Raw genomic sequence first — 25,519 nt, forward strand, 5'->3', positions numbered from 1 at the left:
CATGCTGGTGCTCGAGAACGTCTCCACCACCATCGCCGGCATCGCCGTGCTGCGCGGCATCAGCGCCACCTTGTCCAGCGGCAGCACGGTCGCCGTGGTGGGCCGCAACGGCGCCGGCAAGACCACGCTGCTGCGCCTGGTGATGGGCTTTCGCGAAGGGCACGAGGGCCGGGTGCTGTTCGACGGGCAGGACCTGGCGGCCATCCCCGCACGCCGGCGCGCGGGCATGGGCATCGGCTACGCGCCGGAAGACCGTGTCATGTTTCCCAGCTTCAGCGTCGAGGAGAACCTGCGGTTTCCCTGCGAAGTCACCGGCATGGCCCGGCGCGCAGTGGACGCGCGGCTGGCCGAGACGCTGGACATCGTGCCCGAGCTGCGCGCGATGTTGCCGCGCTCCGGCGCCGCGCTGTCGGGCGGGCAGGGCAAGATGGCGGCGCTGGGCCGGGCCGTGATGGCCGGCGAACGCCTGGTGCTGCTGGACGAGCCGTTCCAGGGCCTGGCGCCGGTGCTGGCGCAACAGTACGCGGCTTCGCTGCAGCGGCTGCAGCAGGCGCGCCCCGCACTGTGCGTGGTCATCACCGAATCGAACCGCAGCCTGCTCAAGGACATGCCCACGCAGACGCTGGTGCTGGAGCGCGGCGCGCTGCAGCAGGGCGGTGCGGGCCAAGCGGGCGATGGCGGTGCGGGCAGTGCGGGCGACGCGGTCGCCGCAGGCACCTCACACGCGCCGGTTGCGAGCCCCTGAACCAACACCAAGGAGAACCCCATGCAACTCAAGGACAAGGTCGCCATCGTCACCGGTGCGGCCAGCGGCTTCGGCGCCGAGATTGCGCGCCAGTACGTGGCCGAGGGCGCACGCGTCGCGATTGCCGACATCAACGCGGAGGGAGCCCGGCAAGTGGCCGCTTCGCTGGGCGACAGCGCCATCGCCGTCACCTGCGACATCACCCAGCGCGCCGACATCGACGCGCTGGTCGCAGCCACGGTCAAGGCCTATGGCCGGCTGGACATCGTGGTCAACAACGCCGGCTGGACGCACCGCAACCAGCCGCTGCTCGACGTGACCGAGGCCGAGTTCGACAAGGTCTACGCCATCAACGTGAAGAGCATCTTCCACATGACGCACGCCGTCGTGGCGCTGATGCGCGCGGCCGGCGGCGGCGTGATCCTGAATATCGGCTCCACGGCCGGCATCCGCCCACGGCCGGGTTTGACTTGGTACAACAGCTCCAAGGGGGCCGTGAACCTGATGAGCAAGTCGCTGGCCGTGGAGTTGGGGCCGGACAAGATCCGCGTCAACGTGATCTGCCCGGTGATGGGCGTGACCGGCCTGCTGGAGAGTTTCATGGGCATGCCCGACACGCCCGAGAACCGCAAGAAGTTCATCGCCACGATTCCGATGGGCCGGTTGTCCGAGCCGCACGACATTGCGCGCGCGGCGGTCTATCTGGCGAGCGACGATGCGGGGTTCATCACGGGTGTGGAGTTTCCGGTGGATGGTGGGCGGACGGTGTAAGGCCTATTCGCCACGGGACATGGTGCGGCACGAGATCCACTCGCCGAGCGCAAGGCCGAGCGCAGCGATGGCCTGACCGTCTGCGGGCTTTCCCCCTGTGGACGCGCCGAGGAGCACAGTGGACTGGGCGGCGCAGAGCATCATGCGCTTCGTTGACTGACTCATTGCACCTGTTCGAGGTGAACGAACGCAGTGAGTGGTGCGAGTTGTGCAATGCGCCCAGGCCGCGCGCACCGCAGGTTGCCCGTAGCGCAGCGGAGGGACGCGGCAACCGGGGGCCGCCTTCTTTTGCCTACTTTTCTTGGCGGAGCAAGAAAAGTAGGTCGTCCGCGGGGGCGAAACCCCGCACCGTCAGACATTCACCGCTCTCGCGGAGAGAAGACGCCGCTCTCGCGGAGAGGTGCCGGGATATGCGCCCGGCAGCGCAGTCACTTTCTTTCGCTTCGCCGAAAGAAAGTAACCAAAGAAAGGGCGACCCCGGTCCCCACGTCCCTCCGCTGCGCTCCGGGCAACCTGCGGTGCTCGTGCCATGGGTGCATTGCACAACTCGCACCACTCACTGCGTTCGTTCAGCTCAAACAAAGTGCAATGAGCATGACAACGAAGCGCGCGATGCTCCGCGCCACCCATGGCACTGTTCTCCTCGGCGTGGGCACAGGGGTGGGAGCGGGGCCGGGGACGGGGACGTGCGGGCCATCGCTGCGCTCGGCCTGGGGCAGGCTCCATCGCTGCGCTCGGCCATCGGCACGCGCCATCGCTGCGCCCGACGCAGGCCATCTCAGCAATGCACCACCGCACTGGTGCTGCGCAGCGCCGCAGACTGCAACAACCCCGCCTGCATCTGGTCGGCACCCGCGCTGCCCGCCTGCTGCGCAGCCGCGCGCAGGGCCAACGCCTGCTCGGCCAGGGCCATGGCGTGGCCCACCCGGGCGCTGCATGCGGCGCCGTGCACCTGTACCTGCGTGTCACCCACAAAGCCCGCCGCCCAGTACCACGACGGGTCGCCACACCCCAGCTGCAGTCCGTCGGCCGGCCAGTCCGCAGACGCCGGCTGCAGCCGCACCACGACCACTGCCCGACCGTCGGCACCGCGCGACCAGCTGGCCTGCTCCGGGTCTTCCAATGCCAGCGGCTCGGCACTGCCAGCAGCACGCGCCTGCAGCATCCAGCCACTCTGGCGGAAGAGGCCATCCAACACGCCACGGAACAACCGCGCCCCGCGCTGCGGCTCTGCCGCATCCAGCTGCAGCCGCTCGGCCAATGCCTGCGTGTTGGCCGCAGCCAGCGTCAGCCGCTGCTCGACCCACGCCAGCCGGCCCTGCTCGACACCGACCCGCACGGCGCAATCCAGCGCACCGTGCGGATGGGCCTGCGCGGCGGGCGTGAACGCGAATGCGAGGCAGGCGCCCACCGCCCAGGTGAGCAGTGCGGCGCGCCGCATCAGCGGATGGCCACCGGGCTGATGATGGCCTGCACCCCGCCCGTGATGCGCGAGGCGCCCAGCACGAACAGGAACTCCCACGCCTTGTCCTTCACCAGCTCGGCGGTGTCGACGTTCTCCAGGATGTAGATGCCGTTTCTGGCCAACAGGATCTGGTGCACCTCGAACACGCCCACGCCCGGCTCGAACGGGATCGCGTCCAGCCCCCAGGTGTCGGCGCCCACGGCCACCACTTCCTTGCTGGCCAGGTACTCCGCGCCGCCCTTGCCCAGGCCGGGCTCGGCGCTGATGTAGCGCTTGTCGTCCTTGCCGACCAGGCTCAGCCAGCCGGTGTAGAACAGCACCACGTCGCCCTTGCGGATCTCCACGCCCTGGCGTTGGGCCTGCTCGTCGATCTCCTTGCGGTTGAAGACCGTGCCCTCGGGCAACGGGTTCTTGCCGAAGTAGCTGGCCATGTCCAGCACCACGCCGCGCGTGGCGATGGCCGGCAGGTTCTCGATGCCCAGCTTGGTCAGCCCGCTGGCCTGCACGAACTCGCTGTTCTTGTTGCAGTTGTAGTAGACGTTGTCCACGCCGATGTGGCCCAGCCCGTCGATCTGGGTGCCGGTGCCGACATAGCCCATGTAGATGTCGTCGTTGTAGTTGGTCTTGGTCGGCCCTAGGCCCCCGCCGCCCACCTGGCCCGGCTGGTTGATGACCAGCGCCCAGCTGCGCGGGCCGAAGGCGGGCGTCTTGGCGTTGGTCTCCACGCCCAGGCGGTAAGTTTTGCCGGTCTTGACGAGCTTGGCGGCGGCCAATGCGAGCTCGGGCGTCAGCAGGTTGGCGGCGCCGATCTGGTCGTTCGGCCCCCACTTGGATTTGCACCAGTCCGGCTGCTGGGCCTGTGCCTGGGCCGGGCCGGCGAAGGCCATGAGCGATGCCGCCAGCGCGGCGGCAAGCGAGAGACGTGTCTTCATGATGTGGTGTCCTCCTGGATGAGGGCCGGCACAGGGGAATCTGTCTGGTGAACGCCCCGCGATGTCTCCTCGGATGCAATGGTGTGCCGGCGGCACGGGGCGCGTGCGGCGCATCATGGGGTGCGCGGGCGCGGGCGGGTATTCCAAATTCTGGAAGGCGGGCCTTGGGGATGACGAAGGGGGCACCTTCGGTGCAACGCGTGCTCGGGCCTACAGGGTTGAACCGGCATCCAGGTTGGCCAACGTGTCACTGAGCCAACTGCAGAACGTGAGCATCGGCAACTGTCCAACGCGAAGCTCAAGGCCTTGCTGGCTTGGCGCCAAGGCCGCCCGGAAGCCAAATAGCGTAAAAACCTGCGCTATACTGTTGGGCTTGGCGCTTTAGCTCAGTCGGTTAGAGCGATGGAATCATAATCCACAGGTCCGCGGTTCGAATCCGTGAAGCGCCACCATACATATCAAGAGCTTGGCAGCGATGCTAGGCTCTTTTTCATTGGGCGCTGTCAACAGCGTGCGAGAGCAGTTCTGGCGGTCTCGCCGCGCGATGGAGGCGGCTGCGGCCGGGCATGATCGATGCACGGGGCGTGGGCTGCACAGCCACACGCATCCACGCTCGAGCCCGCTGCGCTAAGCGTGCTTGAAGTCAGCCTTGCGTTTGGTCATGAAGGCGTCCATGCCTTCCTTCTGGTCATGGGTTGCGAACAGTCCGTGGAACAGCCTGCGCTCGAACATCACACCGTCCGACAGGCCGCCTTCGAAGGCACGGTTGACCGACTCCTTGGCGGCCATGACCGCGATCTGAGAGAAATCGCAGATCTGCAGCGCCGCGCCAAGCGCCTCATCCATCAACGTGGCCAGCGGGACGACGCGGCTCACCAGCCCCGACCGTTCTGCCTCGACGGCGTCCATCATCCGGCCGGTCAGCGCCATGTCCATGGCCTTGGCTTTGCCAACCGCACGCGGCAGGCGCTGCGTGCCGCCTGCGCCGGGGATCACGCCCAACTTGATCTCGGGCTGCCCGAACTTGGCGTTGTCTGCAGCGATGATGAAGTCGCACATCATCGCCAGCTCGCAACCGCCCCCCAGGGCGAACCCACTGACCGCGGCGATCACGGGTTTGCGCACGCTGCGGATCTGCTCCCAGTTGCGCGTGATGTAGTCGCTCTTGTAGACATCGGCGAAGCTGTACTTGGCCATGGCACTGATGTCGGCGCCGGCGGCAAACGCCTTCTCGCTACCGGTGATCACGACGCAGCCGATGGCGTCGTCCGCATCGAGTTGCTTCAACGCATGGCCTAGCTCGTTCATCAGCTGGTCGTTCAACGCGTTCAGCTGTTTGGGGCGGTTCAGCGTGATGATGCCGACTTTGCCGGCTTCCACACGCAAGGTGATGGCCTCGTACTCCATGGCGTACTCCGTAGTTCTCTGGTGACAGACCTCGGAGACTATAGCGAACGGGGTCACGGGCCGGTGTGGCCCTGTACCGGCCGCGACACGTGTCAAGCGCTCAGGCTTTTTCGCGTCGCAACTCGCGGCGCAGGATCTTGCCAACGTTGCTTTTGGGCAGTTCGTCCCGGAACTCGATGTACTTCGGCCGCTTGTAGCCGGTCAGGCTCTCTTGACAGTGCCGTGCCACGTCTTCCTCGCTCAACAGAGGATCGCTCTTGACGACGAACACCTTGATCGCCTCGCCCTGCTTTTCGTCGGGGATGCCGATGGCCGCGCACTCCACGACCCCGGGGCACAGGGAGATCACGTTCTCCAGTTCATTTGGAAACACGTTGAACCCGCTGACCAGGATCATGTCTTTCTTGCGGTCCACGATCTTGAAGTAGCCCTGCGCGTCCATCACACCGATGTCGCCGGTGCGCATGTAGCCATCGGGCGTGAAGGCGGCTGCGTTCTCCTGCGGCCGCTCGTAATAGCCGCGCATCACGTTCGGGCCCTTGATGCAGATCTCGCCGCGCTCGCCCTGGGCGACCGTGGTTCCGTCGTCGTCCTTGATGGCCAAATCGATGCCTGGCAGCGGCAGGCCGATGGTGCCGCTGAATGTGGTCGAGGTCACAGGATTGTTGGTGCCAATCGCCACCGTCTCGCTCATGCCCCAGCCCTCGACCATGGCGCAGCCGGTGGCTTCCAGCCAGTTCCGCGCCGTGCCTTCCGATGCAGCCATGCCGCCCGCCTGCGTGACGCACAGGCTGGAGAAGTCGATGGATTTGAATTGCGGGTGCTGCAGCAGCGCATTGAACAAGGTGTTCACGCCGGGCAGCATGTGGAACGGCCGCTTCTTCAACACTTCCACGAACTTGCCGATGTCGCGCGGGTTCGGGATCAACGTCATGAACGCCCCCACCCGGATGGTCAGCAGGCACAGCGTCAGCGCGAAGATGTGGTACAGCGGCAGCGCGGCAATGCTGTTGATTTTGTGCAGATCGCCCACGCGCCCCAGCGCCGGCGCAAACCAGGCCTCCGACTGCAGCACAGCGGCGATCACATTGCCGTGCGTCAGCACCGCGCCTTTGGACAGGCCGGTGGTGCCCCCCGTGTATTGCAGAAAAGCGATGGCGTCGTGGTCGGCATGGCTGGGCTTGAGAGAAAGCGTCCCGCCTTCGGCCAGCGCCGCTTTGAACGTGGTCACCGTGCGCCCGTCCAGCGGCAGACTGAACTCGGGCACCATCTTGGCCAGGTGGCGCACGGCAAACGTGATCCAGGGCCCGTAGACCACGCCCAGCATGTCGCCCATGGAGGCGACGACGACATGGCGCACGTTGGTCTGCGCGATGACGGACTCCAGCGTGTGGGCGAAGTTTTCCAGGATCACGATCGCGGTGGCACCGGAATCCTTCAGCTGGTGCGCCAGCTCGCGCGCCGTGTAAAGCGGGTTCACGTTGACACAGGTGAACCCGGCACGCAGCACGCCGGCCATGGTCACCGCGAACTGCGGCACGTTGGGCAACATGATGGCGACGCGCGCGCCTTCTTCCAGCCCCCGGGATTGCAACCACGCACCGAGCGCAGCCGAAGCGGTGTCCAGTTCGCGGTAGCGCATCCATTGGTCCATGCAGACCGACATCGGCCGGTCGGCGTTCTGCTTGAACGACTCTTCCAGCATGTGGGCGAGCGAGCGGTAGCCGCTCATGTCGATGTCGTGCGGTACGTTGGGCGGGTAGCTGGCCAGCCAGGGCTTTTGCATGCGAGGGTCTCCTTGCGGCGGGATTGTCCATGGGGGCTGCGCTGCGCAAAGCGGGCTTGCCCTAGGATGAAAATGGTGGTCTTCGTTCATCCGCCCGACCGCATGATTGCCCGACTCCAGCGCGCCCTGTGTCTATCCTTGTTGCTGCTGGGGCTGGTGTGGTGTGTGGCCTTCTGGGCGCGATCGCCGGCGTGGGCCTTGGCCGGGCTCGTGGCACCGGTTTGCGGCTATGGCGCCGTTCTCGCGGGCGAGTTCGTGCTGCTGGCCCGCTACGGCATCGATGTGACGCCACGGCCCGGCGTGCCGACGCTGCTGGCGGCCTGGTGGGCTGAGTGGCGCTGCGGCATGCAGGTGTTCTGCTGGCGCCAGCCGTTTCGGTCGCACGCCGAGCCCGATCACCTGCCGGCGGGTGCGCAGCGTGGTGTGCTGTTCGTGCACGGCCTTGTCTGCAACCGTGGCTTCTGGGCCCCCTGGATGCGCCGCGCGCGCGCCATGGGCCTGCCATGCATGGCCGTCGATCTGGAGCCGGCGTTCGGCTCCATCGACGCCTATGTGCCGACCATCGATGCGGCCGTGGACCGGCTGCTGGCGTTGACCGGCCAACCGCCCGTGGTCGTGTGCCACAGCATGGGGGGTCTGGCCGTGCGCGCCTGGCTGCGCTCGCAGCCATCGGCCGGCCGCGCGGGCCATGTGGTGACGATCGGCTCGCCACATGCCGGCACCTGGCTGGCGCGCTTCGGCCATGGCCGCAACGCCCGCCAGATGCGCCTGGGCAGCGATTGGCTGCAGTCGTTGGCGCAGCACCCGCCGGACACCGGGGGCCCGCAGTTCACCTGCTGGTTCTCGGACTGCGACAACATCGTGTTTCCCGTGTCGACGGCAACGCTGTCATGGGCCGACAACCGGTTCATACCCGGCCAGGCTCATGTCGCGCTGGCCTTTCACCCCGAGGTGATGCGCCATACCTTGGCGTTGGTCTGACGCAATTCGCCTGCCGTCCACCTGTCGCACCGGCCACCCCGCACGGTGCGCAAACCGCGCGCTAATGGTCGGAAAGCGCCTGTTCGGCGTTGCGCACCATGCCCCGCATGCTGGAGTTGGCTGACCAGTCGCCGGCATGGCCCGGGTCTTCCAGAGTGGGCCGGGCGTGGCGCTCGCGGTCCAACAGGCCGGCAAACATGAACGTGATGTCCGTCATGCGACGCCGCGCAATCAGCTCGCCATGCGCCTCGACGAGCGCGTGCGTCAGCGCATGGCGTAGCGCCCACAGCGCCTCGGGGTCGTCTGATTCGCTGATTTGCGTGGATAGCGCCGCATGGCGGGGCGCATCGGGGAGCACGGCGACCTGGGCCTGCATCTGCCGCCGGATCTCGGAGACCCGCCCATCGCGGCGCGACCACAACGCCCGCCACCAGTGATGCTGCTCGCCAGCGCCAGACACCCGCTCGCCGCTCGGTCTTCCGAGATTCACATGGCTGCCGGTGGCGGCACTGAAAGACACATAGGACACGGCTTCACTCCTTGGCGGGGATCGTCAGGCTTCAGACCGAACCGGAGTATGGGATGCATGTGTTACAGCGCCATTGCGGTCTCTTCGGACTTTGTTTCGTTTGTTGCGTAGCGATATCAACCACACGAGACGGCGGAATCCCAACATATTCACAGTGGCAATTGAGGGAAAACCCTTATATTCGTTGTATGAACCCATCTCCCGCTCCCTACCAGCCGGCGTCGACCGCCGGCGGCGCGCTTTCGGGCGCGGCGACGGCGGCGCCTGAACGCTACCGGTCGCCCATCGTGGTTCCGATCCGTTCGCTCGGGCCGGAGCACCGGGATCGCATCAGGCTGCATCTGCTGGCGCTCGGGCCGCACGACCGCTATCTGCGCTTTGGGTATGCCGCGACAGATGAACACATCAGCCGCTACACCGACGGGCTGAGGTTCGAGCACGACGAGATCTTCGGCATCTACAACCGCAAGCTCGAGTTGATCGCCATGGCGCACCTGGCGTTCTCGGTCAATCCGGAGCTGACATCGTGCGCCGAGTTCGGCGTCTCGGTGGCCGAGCACGCACGCGGTCGCGGCTATGGCGGGCGACTGTTCGACCGCGCCGTCATGCACGCGCGCAACGAGGGCGTGCAGATGGTGTTCGTGCATGCGCTGAGCGAGAACACCGCCATGCTGAAAATTGCGCGCAACGCAGGCGCCATCGTCGAGCGCGACGGCTCCGAATCCGAGGCCTTCCTGCGCCTGCCGGCCGCCACGCTGGACAGCCGCATGACGGCGATGGTGCATGAGCAGCTCGGCCTGACCGACTACCGGCTCAAGGCCCAGGCCAAGCAGTTTCGGGAGTTGCTCGCAGGCGTACAGGAAGTGCGCCGCGGCGTGCAGGACGCGCGTTCCCGTTCCGGGCGCTGAGCCCGCGCGGCCGGCGGGCCGGCCCGCGCTGCGGTGAATCCGCTATCCTTGCGTTTCGCCCACAACCGCACGTCCTGCACCCCCGTCTGTGTCCGATCCGTATCCCGCGCGCTCTTCTTCCGGCATGCCCGAGCGAGAAGACAAGCGCAGCTTCCTGCAAAAGCTGGCCGAGTTCATCCATCCTGGGCCGGATTCGCGGGCGGAACTGATCGAAACCCTGAACGAGGCGGAGCACAACGAGATCATCGGCCCGGATTCGCGCGTCATGCTCGAAGGCGTGATCCGCATGGCTGACATGACGGCCGGCGACGTGATGGTGGCGGCCACCCGCATGGACTGCCTGAGCATCGATTCCGCCTATGACGACCTGCTGCACCAGGTGATCGACACCGCGCACTCGCGCTTTCCGGTGTTCGAAGGTGAGAGGGAAAACATCATCGGCATCCTGATGGCCAAGGATCTGCTGAAGCTGCAGCGCGCGCCCGAACTGAACCTGCGTGCGCTGCTGCGGCCCGCCGTGTTCGTGCCCGAGAGCAAGGGCCTGAACGATCTGCTGCGTGAGTTCCGCGGCAACCGCAACCACCTGGCCGTGGTCATCGACGAGTTTGGCCGCGTGGCAGGGCTGATCACCATCGAGGACGTGCTGGAGCAGATCGTCGGCGAGATCGAAGACGAGTTCGACATCGTCGAAGACCACGGTGACATCTTCGGCCTGGCCGACCGCACCTACCGTGTCAGTGGTGACACCCCGGTCGAGCGGGTGGAAGAGGCTTTCAACGTGCGCTTGCAGGCCGCGTCCGAGGAAGACGAAACCTTCGACACCATCGGCGGCCTGATCGCCCACGCCATGGGCCACGTGCCCAAGCGCGGCGAACACCATGAGCTGGCCGACCTGCGCTTTCTCGTGCTGCACACCAAGGGCGGCGCAGTGCGCTGGTTCAAGGTGTCGCCAGCTGCCGACGCCCCATCTCCCGGCTCATGAGCGTGCGCCCGCAGCGTGCGGGATGGGCGGTGCCTGCGGCGCTCGCAGTGGCTGCCGGGCTGGCGCATGCCGTGTCCATCGCAAGCCCCTGGGACGGTCAGCCGCAGTGGTGGTTGCAATTGCTGGCCATGGAAGTTCTGGTGCGGCTGGTCGACGGCGCCCCTGGCGTGCGGGCGGCGGCGGTGCGCGCTTTCTGCTTTGCACTGGCGTGGCTGGCCGGCACCGTCTGGTGGCTGTTCATCTCGCTGCATGTGTACGGCGGCCTGCCGGCCGTGCTGGCGGTGCTGGCCGTGGCCGGCCTGGCCGGCCTGCTGGCGCTGTACTACGCCGGTGCGGCGGCGCTGGCGCGTTACTGCGCCGTGCGCGGCCCCGTGCTGCGCGCCCTGCTGTGGGCGGCCCTGTGGACGCTGGCCGAGCTGTGCCGCGGCCAGTGGTTCACCGGCTTCCCCTGGGGTGCCGCCGGCTATGCCCACGTGGACGGCCCGCTGGCCGCGCTGGCGCCGTGGGTCGGCGTCTACGGCCTGACGGCAGTCTGCGCATTCGGCGCCGCGTTGCTGGCGTCGTTGGCGGCGGCAGCGCCCGCTGGGGGCCGGCGCGGTGCGGTGGCGGCGCTGCTGGTGCTGACAAGCATGATCGGCCTTGCGAACTGGCGCGACGCACCGGACCCGACCGCCGCCATCGCCCAGCCCCTCACGGTCAGCCTGCTGCAGGGCAACATCCCCCAGGACGAGAAGTTTCAGCCCGGCGTCGGCATCGACATGTCGCTGCAGTGGTATGGCCAGCAGCTGCAGCAAGCCAGGAGCCCGCTGGTCGTCGCGCCCGAGACGGCGCTGCCGCTGCTGCCCGAGCAATTGCCCATCGGCTACTGGGAGGCGCTGCGCGCGCGCTTTGCCAGCGGCGGCCAGGCCGCGCTGATCGGCATGCCCCAGGGCAGCATGCGCGCGGGCTACACCAACGCGGCCATCGGCTTGCTGCCCGGCCAGCTGGCGCCTTACGAGTACGCCAAGCACCATCTCGTGCCCTTCGGCGAATTCATCCCGCCGCTGTTCCGCTGGTTCACCGAGATGATGAACATCCCGCTGGGCGACTTTCGCCGCGGCGCTGTCGGCCAGGCGTCGATGGTGCTGGGCGAGCAGCGGCTGGCGCCCAACATCTGCTACGAAGATCTCTTTGGCGAAGAGCTGGGTGCCCGCTTCCTCGACCCGGCGAAGGCGCCCACCATCTTCGTCAACCTGAGCAACATCGCCTGGTTCGGTGACAGCATCGCCATCGACCAGCACCTGGCCATCGCGCGCATGCGCAGCCTGGAATTTCGCCGCCCGACGCTGCGCGCCACGAACACCGGGGCCACCGCCATCATCGACGCGCAAGGCCAAGTCGTGCAGACACTGCCGCGGCTGACGCGGGGTGTGCTCACCGGGCAGGTGGAGGGCCGGCGTGACATCACGCCGTTCGCCTGGTGGGTGTCGCGCTTCGGCCTGGTGCCGCTGTGGGGTGCCGCGCTGGTCGTCGTTGCGATGGCGCTGATGGCTCGGCGACGCGGCCCGTAAAATCCGCGTTTCTTCCGCGCTGCCTGGCGCGCGCCTCGAGATCAATCGCCGGCCCCGCGGCCCGGCCCACGTACCGATGCTGTCATTCCAACAAATCATCCTCAAGCTCCAGGCGTACTGGGCGGACCAGGGCTGTGCCCTGCTGCAGCCCTATGACATGGAGGTCGGCGCCGGCACCTCGCACACCGCCACCTTTCTGCGCGCGCTCGGCCCCGAGCCGTGGAAGGCCGCCTATGTGCAGCCCAGCCGCCGCCCCAAGGACGGCCGCTACGGCGAGAACCCCAACCGCCTGCAGCACTACTACCAGTACCAGGTGGTGCTCAAGCCCGCGCCGTCCAACATCCTGGAGCTGTACCTGGGCTCGCTCGAAGCGCTGGGCTTCGACCTCAGGAAGAACGACATCCGCTTCGTCGAGGACGATTGGGAAAATCCGACGCTCGGCGCCTGGGGCCTGGGCTGGGAGGTCTGGCTCAACGGCATGGAAGTCACGCAGTTCACCTACTTCCAACAGGTCGGCGGCATCGACTGCAAGCCCATCACCGGCGAGATCACCTACGGCCTGGAGCGCCTGGCCATGTACCTGCAGGGCGTGGACAACGTCTACAACCTGGAGTGGACCAAGGGCCTCAGCTACGGCGACGTCTACAAGCAGAACGAGGTCGAGCAGTCCACCTACAACTTCGAGCACAGTGACGCCGACTTCCTGTTCACGGCCTTCGCCGCGCACGAGAAGCAGGCCAAGCATCTGATGGAGCAGCAACTCGCGCTGCCTGCCTACGAACAGGTGCTCAAGGCTGCGCACAGCTTCAATCTGCTGGACGCGCGGGGCGCCATCAGCGTGACCGAACGCGCGGCCTACATCGGCCGCATCCGCAACCTTGCGCGCGCCGTGGCGCAGAGCTATTACGACAGCCGCGAACGCCTGGGCTTCCCGATGGCGCCGCGTGAATGGGTTGCGCAGATCGCCAAAAAAGAAAAGGCCGCGGCCTGACCATGACTGCACAGAATCTCCTCGTTGAACTGTTCGTCGAAGAACTGCCGCCCAAGGCCCTGCGCAAGCTGGGTACTGCGTTCGGTGGCCAGCTGCTGGAGCAGCTCCAGGCCCAGGGCCTGGCCGGCGCCGGTGCCGTGCTGACCACCTTCGCCTCGCCGCGCCGCCTGGCGGCCCACGTCACGGCCGTGCTGGCGCGCGCCGCCGACAAGCCTCAGTCGCAAAAGCTGATGCCGGTTTCGGTCGGGCTGGACGCGTCCGGCCAGCCGACGCCAGCGCTGCTCAAGCGCCTGGCCGCCTTGGGCGCCGACGCCTCGGCCGTGCCGCTGCTGCAGCGCCGCCCCGACGGCAAGGCCGAAGTGCTGTTCCACGACAGCATCGCGCCCGGCGTGGCCCTGGCCGAGGGCCTGCAGAAAGCCCTGCTCGACGCCATCGCCAAGCTGCCGATTCCCAAGGTCATGAGCTACCAGCTCGAATCGGGCTGCGCGCTGCCGGGGTGGACCAGCGTCAGCTTCGTGCGGCCGGCCCATGGCCTGGTGGCCTTGCACGGCAGCGCAGTGGTGCCGGTCCAGGCCCTGGGCCTGCATGCGGGCTGCACGACGCAGGGTCACCGCTTCGAGGCGACCACGTCGCCGGTCACGCTGCCCGATGCCGACAGCTACGCCGCCGTGCTGGAGCGCGATGGTGCGGTGATCGCCGGCTTCGACGAGCGCCGCGCCGAAATCGTGGCGCAGCTGGCCGCTGCCGCGGCCCAGGTCGGTGGTGGCGTGCGTGCCATCGAAGACGACGCGTTGCTGGACGAAGTCACGGCCCTGGTCGAGCGCCCCAACGTGCTGGTCTGCAGCTTCGAGGCCGAGTTTCTCGACGTGCCGCAGGAATGCCTGATCCTCACGATGAAGGCCAACCAGAAGTACTTCCCGCTGCTGGACGCTGCCGGCAGGCTGACGAACAAGTTCCTGGTTGTCAGCAACATCCGCCCGTCGGACGCCAGCGCCGTCATCGGCGGCAACGAGCGCGTGGTGCGCCCGCGCCTGGCCGACGCCAAGTTCTTCTACGACCAGGACCGCAAGCGCGCGCTGGCCGCGCGTGTGGACGCGCTGGGCAAGGTCGTCTACCACAACAAGCTGGGCACGCAGGGTGATCGCGCGGTGCGCGTGCAGGCCATCGCGCGCGACATCGCGCGCCGCCTGGGTGACGAGACGCTGGTGCGTGACGCCGACGTCGCCGCCACGCTGGCCAAGGCCGACCTGCTGACCGACATGGTGGGCGAGTTCCCCGAGCTGCAGGGCACCATGGGGCGCTACTACGCGCTGCACGACGGCCTGTCTGCAACGGTGGCCGATGCCATCGAAGACCACTACAAGCCGCGGTTTGCCGGCGACACGCTGCCGCGTAGCGAAGTCGGCGTCGTTGTAGCGCTGGCCGACAAGCTGGAGACGCTGGTCGGCATGTTCGGCATCGGCAACCTGCCCACTGGCGACAAAGATCCGTTCGCGCTGCGCCGCCATGCGCTGGGTGCGTTGCGCATGCTGGTCGAGCGCGCGCTGCCGCTGGACCTGCCCGCCGTCGTCGCCGCAGCCGGCGAGGTGTTCGGTGACCTGCTGCCCGACGTGGCTGCGAGCAACGCGCAGCTGCTGCAGTTCGTCTACGAGCGCCTGTCCGGCTATCTGCGCGAAGGCGGCTACAGCGCACAAGAGGTCGACGCTGTGGTCGCCGTGCGGCCAGCCTGGGGCGAACTGCCGCGCCGGCTGGAAGCCGCGCACGCCTTCGCCCGCTTGGACGAGGCGCCGGCCATCGCTGCGGCCAACAAGCGCATCGCCAACATTCTGAAAAAGGCACCCGAGGCGGTCGACCCGCACGTGAGCGAGATGTTGCTGGCCGAGCCGGCCGAGCACGCGCTGCACGTCGCCATGCTCGAAGTCGTGCCGCGCTCGGACGCGCTGTTCGAGGCCGGCGATTACACCGGCTCCCTGCAGGCCCTGGCCGTGTTGCGCGCGCCGGTCGATGCCTTCTTCGACAGCGTCATGGTCAACGCCGATCAGCTCGATGTGCGCCTGAACCGGCTGGGGCTGCTCAAGTCCCTGCACGGCGCGATGAACCGTGTGGCCGACCTGTCTCGGCTCGCCAGCTAGCAGCCCACCATGAAGCTCGTCATCCTCGACCGCGACGGCACGATCAATGTGGACAGCGACGAGTTCGTCAAGACGCCCGACGAATGGATCCCGCAGCCCGGCGCGCTGGAGGCCATCGCCAAGCTCAACCATGCCGGCTGGCACGTGGTCATCGTCACCAACCAGTCGGGCCTGGGCCGGGGCCTGTTCGACGTGGTGCAGCTCAACGCCATGCACGCCAAGATGCACAAGCTGCTGGCCACGATGGGCGGGCGCGTCGATGCCGTGTTCTATTGCCCGCACGCGCCCGACGAGGGCTGCAGCTGCCGCAAGCCCAAGCCCGGCCTGTTCGAGCAGATCGGTGAGCGCATGGGCGTCGATCTGAAGTCCGTGCCTGCGGCCGGTGACAGCGTGCGCGACCTGCAGGCCGGCTTTGCCGCCGGCTGCGAGCCGCACCTGGTACTGACCGGCAAGGCCGAGCGCTTTCGCGGGAAGGACCTGCCAACGGATTGCCCGCCCGGCACCATCGTGCACCTGGACCTGATGGCTTTCGCCGAATTCTTGATTGCACGTGACATGCTGAAAAAGGCGCCCGGGCCATGAAGCGCTCCCCCATTGCCTGGCTGTTGGCCTGGGTGCGCTCAGTGCTGCACCTGTTGTGGATGGTGCTCACCATCGTGCCCTGGGCCACGTTTGCCATCCTGGCGTCGATGTTCGTGAGCCCTACGCGCATGTACTGGATCTGCGCCGGCTGGCTCAAGGCCGCCGTGGTCGGCGGGCAGTGGATCCTGGGCATCCGCAACCGCATCATCGGCTATGAGAACCTGCCCGTCGGCACCACCGACCCGGCGGTGTTGCTGGTCAAGCACCAGTCCACCTGGGAGACGCTGCTGATGCCCGCCATCATGCCGCACCCGCTGGCTTACGTCTTCAAGCGCGAGCTGCTCTACATCCCGTTCTTCGGCTGGTCCATGGCGCGCATGGACATGATCCACATCGACCGCAAGCAGGGCTCGCGTGCTTTTGCCAAGGTGGTGCAGCAGGGGCGTCGGCTGCTCAAGCAGGGCAACTGGGTCATCATGTTCCCCGAGGGCACGCGCATCCCGCGTGGTGAGGCCGGGCAATACAAATCCGGCGGCACGCGGCTGGCGATCGCCTGCGGCGCGCCGGTGATCCCGATCGCCGTCACCTCCGCCAAATGCTGGCCGCGCAAGGCCTTCGTGAAGTGGCCTGGCACCGTCGACATCTCCATCGGCAAGCCCATCCCCAGCGAAGGCCGCAAGCAGGATGAGCTCATGCGCGAAGTGCAGATCTGGATCGAGGCCGAGATGCGACGCCTCGACCCTGACGCCTATCGGTGATCGGCAGTCCATGATGCAGCGCCTGTTGCAGATGACGCTGGACCTGTTCGAGCCGCCGGCGGCCCCACCCGCGCCGATGCCCCGCATGGTGCCGGTGGGGGCGGGGCGCGTTGCCCCGCCGTCAGCCGCCGCTGCGCCGGTGGCGGCCGCCGTGCCAGCGCCGTCGCCAACGCTGGTGCGCTTCGAGCACCCGCGGGCCAACCGCCAGGCGCAGCTCGACCACGCCCTCGTGGCCTACGAATTCAAGCGCGCCAAGCGCCGCACCATCGGCTTTGTCATCGGTGCCGACGGCCTGGTCGTCAGTGCCCCGCGCTGGGTACCGCTGGCCGAGGTCGACGCCGCCGTGCAAGACAAGGGCGGCTGGATCGTGCGCAAGCTGGGCCAGTCGCGCGAGCGCCAGCAGCGCATGCTGGCCGCGCACATCGAGTGGAAGGATGGCGCCGAACTGCCCTACCTGGGCCGCAACGTGCGCCTGGTGCTGGACCCGCGCCACGGCTTCGGCGCCGCCGGTGCGCAGCTGGACGACAGCGGCACGCTGCTGCGCCTGTCGCTGCCACAGGCCGCCACGCCCGAGCAGATCCGCGACAGCGTGCAGGCCTGGCTGATGCGCCAGGCCAAGGCCTTGTTCACCGAGCGCATGCAGCACTACGCGCCGCGCCTGGGCGTGCAGTGGCGCCGGCTCAGCCTGTCCAGCGCAGGCACGCGCTGGGGTAGCGCCAGCGCCAATGGTTCGATCCGGCTGCATTGGCGCTTGATTCACTTTCGCCTGGACGTGATCGACTACGTGGTCGTGCACGAGCTGAGCCACCTGCGCGTGATGGACCACAGCCCGCGCTTCTGGGACACCGTGGCCACCGTCGTGCCCGACTACGCGCTGCTGCGCGGCCAACTGCGCGACGAGGCCATCCCCCGCTGGGGTTGATGTTTGTGGAGAGCTGCCCGGATGAGTGAACTGTTCCTGCTGCTGGCCCTGTTGGGCATCGGCCTGTATGTGCTGAAGTCGCGTGACCAGCAGGCACGCATCGCCTTGCTGTCTCGCTACCTGGGCAACTACCAGATCGAGCGCCAGATGGAGGCGCTGACCGACGGCTATCTGCGTTGGCTCGGTGAGGATGACGCCGATCGCCGCACGCAGATCCGCGGCGTGCTGGCGGCCACCGAATCGTCACTGGCCGCGCAGTTCGAGCGCTTTGCGGTCGAGGTGGCGGGCATGCCGGCGCCGCAGGCCCAGGTCAGCCAGCTGCCGCTGTGGATCCCGTTCGCACAGCAACTGCTGCCGCGCTGGCGGCTGTTCGACGTGCGCCAGGCCTTCGCGGTGCATGCCACCGGCATCGCCGAAGTCGCGGCCAACCCGCGCGGCCTGGACGACAAGGCCCAGGCCCACCAGATGACAGCCGAGCTGCTGCTCATGCAGCACACCTGCCACTGGTTCTGCCGCTCCAAGGCGGTGGCCGATACCCGGTTGGTGCTCAAGCACGGCACGGCCTATGCGCAGGTGCTCGACGCGGTGTCGCCCGACACCGCCCGTGCCTACCGCGCGCTGATGACGCAGGCCTAGGATCAGTGCAAGCCGAAGCGGTAGACGCCATCGGCACCACGCTCGCGCCGCAGCTGGCCATCGACCCACAGCTTGTGCAGGTGGGCAATCGCCTCGCCCATCGCAAACGTCGTCTGGTGCAGGTCCAGCTTGCGCGTGAACAGCACCGGCAGGATGTCGGCGGCGCTGCGCGGGCCGTGGCTTGCGCAGGCCTGCAGCACGCGCGCCAGGTGTTCCTGGTGGTGCGTGTGCAGTTGGTCGATGCGCGTGTGCAGGCCACGGAACGGCTTGCCGTGCGCCGGCAGCGTCAGCGTGTCTTCGGCCAGCGGCTTGAACTTGTCGATCGAATCGAGGAACAGCTGCAGTGAATTGGCCTCGGGCTCGATGTCGTAGACGCTCACGTTGGTCGAGATGCGCGGCAGCATCATGTCGCCGCCGATCAGCAGCCGGTCTGCGTCACAGCTCAGCGCGATGTGCTCCGGCGCGTGGCCGTAGCCGCTGATGCAGCGCCAGCCGCGCCCACCGATGCGCACCACCGCGCCATCGAGCAGTCGCACATAGCTGCGCGGCACGTCGGGCACCATGTTGGCGTAATAGTTCGAGCGGCCGCGCACCTTCTGCAGCGCCTCTTCATCGGCCAGGCCATGCTGCGCGAAAAACGCTGCGGCCGCCTCGCCGCCGTTGCCGCTGGTGCCCAGCGTGTTCAGCCGCGCGACGTGGTGGTCGGTGGCGCTGATCCACAGCGGCGCGTTCCAGCGCTCGCACAGCCAGTGGGCCAGGCCGATGTGGTCCGGGTGCATGTGCGTCACGACCACGCGCAGGATCGGCAGGCCCTGCAGCTGCGTGGCGAAGATGTCCTCCCATTGCGCGCGGGATTTGTCGTGCGCGATGCAGCAGTCCACCACCGTCCAACCGTCGCGGCCGTCGATCTCATCGCGCAGCAGCCACAGGTTGATGTGGTCCAGCGCAAACGGCAGCGCCATGCGGATCCAGCGCACGCCGGGGGCCACCTCCAGCGTCTCACCCGGCGCCGGCAGCGTGTCGGCAAAGGGGTAGTTCAACTGGCTTTCGAGTGCATTCATGGGGTGGCCATCGCGGTCATGGTTGACGTTGACGTAAACGTCATCTGTAATCGTGGGCATTGTAGAAATCAGCCGGTCCATCGCCTGTCACCTGTGTAATGCCCACCAAATCCGTTCCCGCGCAGCCTGCAGCCGCGCCCGCCACCGAGTTCAGCATCAGCGATCTGGCGCGGGAGTTCGACCTGACGACGCGCGCCATCCGCTTCTACGAAGACATGGGCCTGCTGCAGCCGCAGCGCGCCGGCCCGGGCGGCCGCAGCCGCGTCTACAGCGCGCGCGACCGCACCCGGCTGAAGCTGACGCTGCGTGCCAAGCGCTTGGGCCTGTCGCTCAGCGAGGCGCGCGAGATCATCGACATGTACGACAGCCCACGCGACACCGGCCCGCAGCTGCACAAGTTCCTGGCCGTGCTGGGCGCGCACCGCCAGGCGCTGGAAGAGCAGTTGGCCGAGCTGGTGGCCAACCTGGACGAGGTCAAGACGCACGAGAAGGAAGCCCGGGCGCTGCTGTCTCGGACGGCCTCGAAAAACTGAGGCTTCCGTTTTTCGTGGCGGCTGGATATGATTGACGTTTACGTAAACGTCAACACAATCGCCCCATGCCCGATACGCCGTCCGCCGACGCCGCCGCCCTGTTCCAACGCGTGCAGACCAGCCTGGACCGCCAGGGCCTGATGCGCCACCTGGGCGCGCGCTTGCTGCGGGTGGAACCGGGCCTGTGCGAGGTGGCGCTGCCGTTTTCCGACCGCGTGACGCAGCAGCAGGGCAGCTTTCACGGCGGCGCCATGGGCGCGCTGGCCGACATCGCCGGTGGCTATGCCGCGCTGACGTTGGCCGCTGCGGGCATGGAAGTCGTGACCGTGGAGTACAAGATCAACTTCCTGTCGGCCCGCCAGGGCGGCGAGCTGCGCGCCACCGGCCGCGTCGTGCGTGCCGGCCAGCGCGTCATCGTGACCACGGCCGAGGTGCTGCACATTGCCGACGACGGCCGCGAGACGGCGTGCGCCGTGTTGCAACAGACCCTGGCGCCAGTGCCCTCGCAATACTGAGCGCCACTTTTCCAAGCGAACCATCGAGGAGACAACACCCATGAACAACCTGCCCGGCCTGAACTTCCAACTCGGCGAAGACGTCGATGCCCTGCGCGAAGCCGTCTACGCCTTTGCCCAGGCCGAGATCGCGCCGCGCGCGGCCGAGATCGACCGCAGCGACCAGTTCCCCGCAGACCTGTGGCGCAAGATGGGCGATCTGGGCGTGCTGGGCATCACCGCACCCGAGGCCTATGGCGGCGCCAACATGGGTTACCTCGCCCACATGATCGCCATGGAAGAGATCAGCCGCGCCAGCGCCTCGGTCGGCCTGTCCTACGGCGCGCACAGCAACCTGTGCGTGAACCAGCTCAAGCGCAACGGCAACGATGCCCAGCGCCAGAAATACCTGCCCAAGCTGATCAGCGGCGAGCACGTCGGCGCGTTGGCCATGAGCGAGCCCGGCGCCGGCAGCGACGTGATTTCCATGAAGCTCAAGGCTGAGGACAAGGGCGGCTACTACCTGCTCAACGGCAGCAAGATGTGGATCACCAACGGGCCGGATGCCGACACGCTGGTCGTCTACGCCAAGACCGAGCCCGAGATGGGCGCGCGCGGCGTCACCGCCTTCATCGTCGAGAAGGGCATGAAGGGCTTTTCGATCGCGCAAAAGCTCGACAAGCTGGGCATGCGCGGCAGCCACACCGGCGAGCTGGTGTTCCAGGATGTCGAGGTGCCGGCCGAGAACGTGCTGGGCACGCTGAACGGCGGCGCCAGGGTGCTCATGAGCGGGCTCGACTACGAGCGCGCCGTGCTGACCGGCGGCCCGCTGGGCATCATGCAGAGCGTGATGGACAACGTCATCCCCTACATCCACGACCGCAAGCAGTTCGGCCAGAGCATCGGCGAGTTCCAGCTGATCCAGGGCAAGGTCGCCGACATGTACACCGTGCTGCAGGCCGGACGCAGCTTTGCCTACACGGTCGCCAAGAACCTGGATCTGCTCGGCAGCGAGCATGTGCGCCAGGTCCGCAAGGACTGCGCCAGCGTGATTCTGTGGACGGCCGAGAAGGCCACCTGGATGGCCGGCGAGGGCGTGCAGATCTTCGGCGGCAACGGCTACATCAACGAATACCCGCTGGGCCGCTTGTGGCGCGATGCCAAGCTGTACGAGATCGGCGCCGGCACCTCGGAGATTCGCCGCATGCTGATTGGCCGCGAACTATTCTCCGAGACGATGTAACGGCGCCGCCGGCCCGCCCGGCCGGCACGCAAATTGCGGAGAATGGCGGGGTTTGCTGCGCTGCAGCAGACGCTGTTTTCAACCGCTTCGCCTGGGAAACCGCCGATGACCTCCTCGCTCAACAACCTGCTCGACAACAACCGCGCCTGGGCCGCTCAGATGGAGCAGAAGCGCCCGGGCTTCTTCACCGGTCTGCTGGCCCAGCAGAAGCCCAAGTACATGTGGATCGGCTGTGCCGACAGCCGTGTGCCGGCCAACGAGATCACCGGCCTGGACCCGGGCGAAGTTTTCGTCCACCGCAACGTGGCCAACGTGGTCGTGCACTCGGACCTGAATGCTCTGTCCACCATCCAGTTCGCCGTGGAACACCTGCGCGTGGAGCACATCCTGGTCGTGGGCCACTATGGCTGCGCCGGTGTGGCCGCCGTGCTGCACCAGCAGCGCGTGGGCCTGGCCGACAACTGGCTCGCCCACATCGGCGACCTGCGCATGCGCCACAGGAAGCGCATCGACCATCTGCCGCCCGAGCAGCAGCTCGATGTGCTGTGCGAGATCAACGTGATCGAACAGGTCGGCAACGTGGCGATGTCCACCGTCGTGCGAGACGCCTGGTCGCGCGGCCAGCCGCTGACCATCCACGGCTGGTGCTACGGCCTGAAGGACGGCCTGGTGCACGACCTGTGCTGCAGCATGGACAGCACCGACAACGTGCTCGACGTCTTCCGCAAGGCCATCAAGCGCTACCCGCGCGACGCAGCCTCCCCCCTGCACGATGAAGACGATTAGAGCGACCACCCCCCAGTCTCCGCGCTGCGCGCTCCGCCAACCCCCCTCTGCTGCGCGAGGGGGGCCGAGCCCGGACACAAAAGGTCCAGTGGACCTTTTGTGCCTGGCGAGGGGTCGGGCCACTGGCCCGGCGCGGCCTGCAAGGCCTCCCCAGCGGCCTGGCAGAGCCAGTTCCGCGGGTGCCCTGGCATCGCGTGCGGCCAGCGTGTCAGCACTCGGGGTGTGGTTCGCGCGCTGCGCAATGGATTGCTGAGATGTTCCCCCAGCGCCTCGATTCGCCGCTGGCCTATGACATCGCCAAGGCCATGCTGGACGGGTTCAACCGGCACTACCGCTTGTTCCGCACCGAGTCGGCGCGGGCCAAGCACCGCTTCGAGACGGCCGACTGGCACGGCCAGCAGCGCGCGCAGCGCGAGCGCATCGAGTTCTACGACTTGCGGGTGCGCGAATGCACGATGCGGCTGGAGCGCGAGTTCAAGGCCGGCGAGCAGCCCATGGACATCTGGCAGCAGGTCAAGCTGCACTACATCGGCCTGCTGGTGAATCACTTCCAGCCCGAACTGGCCGAGACCTTCTTCAACTCGGTGACGACCAAGATCCTGCACCGCAGCTACTTCCAGAACGACTTCATCTTCGTGCGGCCGGCCGTCAGCACCGAGTACATCGAAAACAGCGAATCCGCAGCCGACCCGACCTACCGCGCCTACTACCCCACGTTCACGACGCTGGACGCCGTGCTGGTGCAGGTGGTGCAGGATTTCGACCTGCTGCGCCCGTTCGAAGACCTGGGCCGCGACGTGGCCGAGGTGGCCGAGGCCATGCGCGGCCAGCTCGACAAGACGCGGCTGCGCGCCAACTTCCAGATTCAGGTGCTGTCCGACCTGTTCCTGCGCAACAAGGGCGCCTACATCGTCGGCAAGCTGATCAACGGCTTTCGCGAGGTGCCCTTCACGCTGCCGGTGCTGCACGTGCCGGCGGCCGGGGGCGAGACGCGGCTGGCCATCGACGCCGCGCTGTTCGGTGAGGATGAACTGCTCGCGCTGTTCAGCTTCGCGCGGGCCTACTTCATGGTCGACATGGAGATCCCCTCGGCCTACGTGCAGTTCCTGCGCAGCATGATGCCGCGTAAGCCGCGCAACGAGATCTACAACGCGCTGGGCCTGGCCAAGCAGGGCAAGACGCTGTTCTACCGCGACTTCCTCTACCACCTGCGCCACTCGAGCGACCGCTTTCGCATCGCACCGGGCATCAAGGGCATGGTCATGCTGGTGTTCGACCTGCCGTCGTTCCCCTACGTGATCAAGGTCATCAAGGACTTCTATCCCGCGCCCAAGGACACCACGCGCGAGCAGATCCAGGCCAAGTACCAGCTCGTCAAGCAGCACGACCGCGTGGGCCGCATGGCCGACACGCTGGAATACAGCGAGGTCGGCTTTCCGCGCGACCGTTTCGACGACGCGCTGATCGCCGAGCTGCATCACCACGCGCCCAGCCAGATCGAGATCAGCGATCGCGACGCCGATGGCCAGGTCGAGGTGATCATCAAGCACGTCTACATCGAGCGCCGCATGATCCCGCTGAACATCTACCTGCAGGAGGCCTTGGACATGCTGGCCGCTGGCGGCGAGCAGGCTGCGTTCGGCCAGCAGCAGATCGAGCGCAGCGTGCTCGAATACGGCAACGCCATCAAGGATCTGGTGGCCGCCAATATCTTCCCGGGCGACATGCTGTGGAAGAACTTCGGCGTCACGCGGCACGGCAAGGTCGTGTTCTACGACTACGACGAGATCGAATACATCACCGATTGCAACTTCCGCCGCGTGCCGCAGCCGCGCAACGAGGAAGACGAAATGTCCGGCGAGGTCTGGTATGCCGTCGGCCCGCGCGATGTGTTTCCCGAGACGTTCGCGCCCTTCCTTCTGGGCAACGACCACGTGCGCGCCGCCTTCATGCGCCACCACGCTGACTTGCTGGAGGCCGCCTTCTGGCAAGAGCACCAGCAGCGCATCCAGGCCGGCCATGTGCATGATGTGTTCCCGTATGCGCAGGACAAGCGCCTTGCCGAGCGGCGTGCGGCCGCGTCGGCGAAAGCCGATCCGTTAATCACCTCAAAGGAGACCCCATGACCACCTCGCAACACACAGACCCCATCGTCATCCTCGGCGCCGCCCGCACCCCCATGGGTGGCTTTCAAGGCGACTTCGTCTCGCTGGCCGCGCACGACCTGGGCGGCGTCGCAATCAAGGCCGCGGTCGAGCGCGCTGGCATCTCACCCGATGCGATCGACGAAGTGCTGTTCGGCAACTGCCTGATGGCCGGCCAGGGCCAGGCGCCGGCGCGCCAGGCCGCGTTCAAGGGCGGCCTGCCCAAGGGAGCGGGCGCCGTCACGCTGTCCAAGATGTGCGGCTCGGGCATGAAGGCGGCCATGATGGCGCATGACATGCTGCTGGCCGGCACGCACGATGTGATGGTGGCCGGCGGCATGGAGAGCATGACCAACGCGCCGCACCTGCTGCTCAAGGGCCGCAGCGGCATCCGCATCGGCCATGACCGGGTGATGGACCACATGATGCTGGACGGCCTGGAAGACGCCTACGAGGCCGGCCGCTCCATGGGCACCTTCGGTGAAGACTGCGCCGCCAAATACGGCTTCACGCGCGAGGCGCAGGACAAGTTCGCGATTGCCAGCGTGCAGCGCGCGCAGGCCGCCACGCAGTCCGGCGCGTTCGCCAAGGAGATCGCACCCGTCACCGTCAAGGGCCGCGGCGGCGACACCGTCGTGAGCGTGGACGAAGGCCCCGGCAAGATCAAGCTCGACAAGATCCCGGCGTTGAAGCCCGCGTTCAAGAAGGACGGCACCATCACCGCCGCGTCCAGCTCATCGATCAACGACGGCGCCGCCGCGCTGGTGTTGGCCCGCGCGTCCACCGCCGAGCGGCTGGGCAGCAAGCCGATCGCCCGCATCGTCGGACACACCACACACGCGCAGGAGCCCAACTGGTTCGCCACCGCACCCGTCGGCGCGGTGCAGAAGCTGCTTGCCAAGACCGGCTGGAGCGTGGCCGACGTCGACCTGTGGGAAATCAACGAGGCCTTTGCCGTCGTGCCCATGGCGCTGATGACTGAGATGGATCTGTCGCACGACATCGTCAACGTCAACGGCGGCGCCTGCGCGCTGGGCCACCCCATCGGCGCCAGTGGCGCGCGCATCATGGTCACGCTGATCCATGCGCTGCAGGCACGCGGCAAGAAGCGCGGCATCGCCACGTTGTGCATCGGGGGTGGCGAGGCGACGGCGCTGGCGCTGGAACTGGTCTGATCTGAC

Annotated in this window: 24 protein-coding genes and 1 tRNA gene; 19 read left to right on the top strand and 6 right to left on the bottom strand. The window is 67.3% G+C overall.

Translation table 11 applies throughout. The features are described from left to right. Position 1 precedes the first annotated feature (1 nt). On the top strand, positions 2-745 hold the full coding sequence (locus tag AC099J_RS03995) for an ATP-binding cassette domain-containing protein (protein WP_479613923.1): 744 nt from the start codon (positions 2-4) through the stop codon (positions 743-745). Positions 746-766: 21 nt separating this feature from the next. Further along, positions 767-1,516: an SDR family oxidoreductase gene (locus AC099J_RS04000; RefSeq protein ID WP_479613924.1), complete on the top strand. Its 750-nt coding sequence runs from the start codon at positions 767-769 to the stop codon at positions 1,514-1,516. Between the two features lie 778 nt (positions 1,517-2,294). Here the strand turns inward: AC099J_RS04000 and AC099J_RS04005 are convergent. Both AC099J_RS04005 and AC099J_RS04010 read right to left on the bottom strand, forming a co-directional pair. Beyond that, positions 2,295-2,957: a DUF1007 family protein gene (locus AC099J_RS04005; protein WP_479613925.1), complete on the bottom strand. Its 663-nt coding sequence runs from the start codon at positions 2,955-2,957 to the stop codon at positions 2,295-2,297. Next, on the bottom strand, positions 2,957-3,913 hold the full coding sequence (locus AC099J_RS04010) for a cyclase family protein (protein ID WP_479613926.1): 957 nt from the start codon (positions 3,911-3,913) through the stop codon (positions 2,957-2,959). Before AC099J_RS04010 ends, AC099J_RS04005 begins: the two co-directional genes overlap by 1 nt. A gap of 375 nt (positions 3,914-4,288) precedes the next feature. Here AC099J_RS04010 and AC099J_RS04015 point away from each other — a divergent pair. Further along, positions 4,289-4,365: transfer RNA gene (locus AC099J_RS04015), tRNA-Met, on the top strand. A gap of 175 nt (positions 4,366-4,540) precedes the next feature. Here the strand turns inward: AC099J_RS04015 and AC099J_RS04020 are convergent. Both AC099J_RS04020 and AC099J_RS04025 read right to left on the bottom strand, forming a co-directional pair. Continuing rightward, the gene (locus AC099J_RS04020) at positions 4,541-5,320 is read right to left on the bottom strand and encodes an enoyl-CoA hydratase (RefSeq protein ID WP_479613927.1); all 780 of its coding nucleotides are present in this window, start codon (positions 5,318-5,320) and stop codon (positions 4,541-4,543) included. A gap of 100 nt (positions 5,321-5,420) precedes the next feature. Further along, positions 5,421-7,106, bottom strand: coding sequence for an AMP-binding protein (locus AC099J_RS04025; protein WP_479613928.1), 1,686 nt, complete (start codon positions 7,104-7,106; stop codon positions 5,421-5,423). A gap of 102 nt (positions 7,107-7,208) precedes the next feature. Here AC099J_RS04025 and AC099J_RS04030 point away from each other — a divergent pair, with 102 nt between their 5' ends. Then, complete coding sequence (locus AC099J_RS04030; protein ID WP_479613929.1) at positions 7,209-8,087, top strand: esterase/lipase family protein; 879 nt, start codon at positions 7,209-7,211, stop codon at positions 8,085-8,087. Between the two features lie 61 nt (positions 8,088-8,148). On the opposite strand, the gene AC099J_RS04035 is transcribed toward AC099J_RS04030, so the two are convergent. Continuing rightward, positions 8,149-8,616 carry a hypothetical protein gene (locus tag AC099J_RS04035; RefSeq protein ID WP_479613930.1) on the bottom strand — a complete coding sequence of 156 codons (468 nt, stop codon included), beginning with the start codon at positions 8,614-8,616 and terminating at the stop codon, positions 8,149-8,151. Between the two features lie 188 nt (positions 8,617-8,804). On the opposite strand from AC099J_RS04035, the gene AC099J_RS04040 reads away from it, so the two are divergent. From AC099J_RS04040 to AC099J_RS04080, 9 genes are all read left to right on the top strand, one after another. After that, the gene (locus tag AC099J_RS04040; RefSeq protein WP_479613931.1) at positions 8,805-9,524 is read left to right on the top strand and encodes a GNAT family N-acetyltransferase; all 720 of its coding nucleotides are present in this window, start codon (positions 8,805-8,807) and stop codon (positions 9,522-9,524) included. 88 nt (positions 9,525-9,612) lie between these two features. After that, complete coding sequence (locus tag AC099J_RS04045) at positions 9,613-10,506, top strand: HlyC/CorC family transporter (protein ID WP_479613932.1); 894 nt, start codon at positions 9,613-9,615, stop codon at positions 10,504-10,506. Then, the gene (lnt, locus tag AC099J_RS04050; protein WP_479613933.1) at positions 10,503-12,056 is read left to right on the top strand and encodes an apolipoprotein N-acyltransferase; all 1,554 of its coding nucleotides are present in this window, start codon (positions 10,503-10,505) and stop codon (positions 12,054-12,056) included. Before AC099J_RS04045 ends, lnt begins: the two co-directional genes overlap by 4 nt. Positions 12,057-12,132: 76 nt before the next feature. Next, positions 12,133-13,047 (top strand): glycine--tRNA ligase subunit alpha, encoded by a 915-nt coding sequence (gene glyQ, locus AC099J_RS04055; protein ID WP_479613934.1) that lies wholly within the window; start codon positions 12,133-12,135, stop codon positions 13,045-13,047. A gap of 2 nt (positions 13,048-13,049) precedes the next feature. After that, positions 13,050-15,179: a glycine--tRNA ligase subunit beta gene (gene glyS / locus AC099J_RS04060; RefSeq protein ID WP_479613935.1), complete on the top strand. Its 2,130-nt coding sequence runs from the start codon at positions 13,050-13,052 to the stop codon at positions 15,177-15,179. Between the two features lie 9 nt (positions 15,180-15,188). Then, positions 15,189-15,761: a D-glycero-beta-D-manno-heptose 1,7-bisphosphate 7-phosphatase gene (gene gmhB / locus AC099J_RS04065; RefSeq protein ID WP_479613936.1), complete on the top strand. Its 573-nt coding sequence runs from the start codon at positions 15,189-15,191 to the stop codon at positions 15,759-15,761. Next, positions 15,758-16,519, top strand: coding sequence for a lysophospholipid acyltransferase family protein (locus tag AC099J_RS04070; RefSeq protein ID WP_479613937.1), 762 nt, complete (start codon positions 15,758-15,760; stop codon positions 16,517-16,519). The genes gmhB and AC099J_RS04070 overlap by 4 nt, the downstream gene beginning before the upstream one ends. A gap of 13 nt (positions 16,520-16,532) precedes the next feature. Next, positions 16,533-17,441 carry a M48 family metallopeptidase gene (locus AC099J_RS04075; protein ID WP_479614410.1) on the top strand — a complete coding sequence of 303 codons (909 nt, stop codon included), beginning with the start codon at positions 16,533-16,535 and terminating at the stop codon, positions 17,439-17,441. 21 nt (positions 17,442-17,462) lie between these two features. After that, positions 17,463-18,077 (top strand): hypothetical protein, encoded by a 615-nt coding sequence (locus AC099J_RS04080; protein ID WP_479613938.1) that lies wholly within the window; start codon positions 17,463-17,465, stop codon positions 18,075-18,077. 2 nt (positions 18,078-18,079) lie between these two features. On the opposite strand, the gene AC099J_RS04085 is transcribed toward AC099J_RS04080, so the two are convergent. Then, on the bottom strand, positions 18,080-19,138 hold the full coding sequence (locus AC099J_RS04085) for an MBL fold metallo-hydrolase (RefSeq protein ID WP_479613939.1): 1,059 nt from the start codon (positions 19,136-19,138) through the stop codon (positions 18,080-18,082). A gap of 98 nt (positions 19,139-19,236) precedes the next feature. Between AC099J_RS04085 and AC099J_RS04090 the strand changes: the two genes are divergently transcribed. From AC099J_RS04090 to AC099J_RS04115, 6 genes are all read left to right on the top strand, one after another. Then, entirely contained in the window at positions 19,237-19,671 is a 435-nt protein-coding gene (locus AC099J_RS04090; protein ID WP_479613940.1) for a MerR family transcriptional regulator, read from the top strand. 65 nt (positions 19,672-19,736) lie between these two features. After that, positions 19,737-20,186, top strand: coding sequence for a PaaI family thioesterase (locus AC099J_RS04095; RefSeq protein WP_479613941.1), 450 nt, complete (start codon positions 19,737-19,739; stop codon positions 20,184-20,186). 40 nt (positions 20,187-20,226) lie between these two features. Next, entirely contained in the window at positions 20,227-21,408 is a 1,182-nt protein-coding gene (locus AC099J_RS04100; protein ID WP_479613942.1) for an isovaleryl-CoA dehydrogenase, read from the top strand. A gap of 105 nt (positions 21,409-21,513) precedes the next feature. After that, the gene (can, locus tag AC099J_RS04105; RefSeq protein WP_479613943.1) at positions 21,514-22,194 is read left to right on the top strand and encodes a carbonate dehydratase; all 681 of its coding nucleotides are present in this window, start codon (positions 21,514-21,516) and stop codon (positions 22,192-22,194) included. 254 nt (positions 22,195-22,448) lie between these two features. Then, positions 22,449-24,320 carry a bifunctional isocitrate dehydrogenase kinase/phosphatase gene (gene aceK / locus AC099J_RS04110; protein WP_479613944.1) on the top strand — a complete coding sequence of 624 codons (1,872 nt, stop codon included), beginning with the start codon at positions 22,449-22,451 and terminating at the stop codon, positions 24,318-24,320. Continuing rightward, the gene (locus AC099J_RS04115) at positions 24,317-25,513 is read left to right on the top strand and encodes an acetyl-CoA C-acyltransferase (RefSeq protein WP_479613945.1); all 1,197 of its coding nucleotides are present in this window, start codon (positions 24,317-24,319) and stop codon (positions 25,511-25,513) included. The genes aceK and AC099J_RS04115 overlap by 4 nt, the downstream gene beginning before the upstream one ends. The last annotated feature ends 6 nt before the right edge of the window (positions 25,514-25,519 follow it).

Source organism: Rhodoferax sp. RT4P68 (assembly GCF_056521305.1).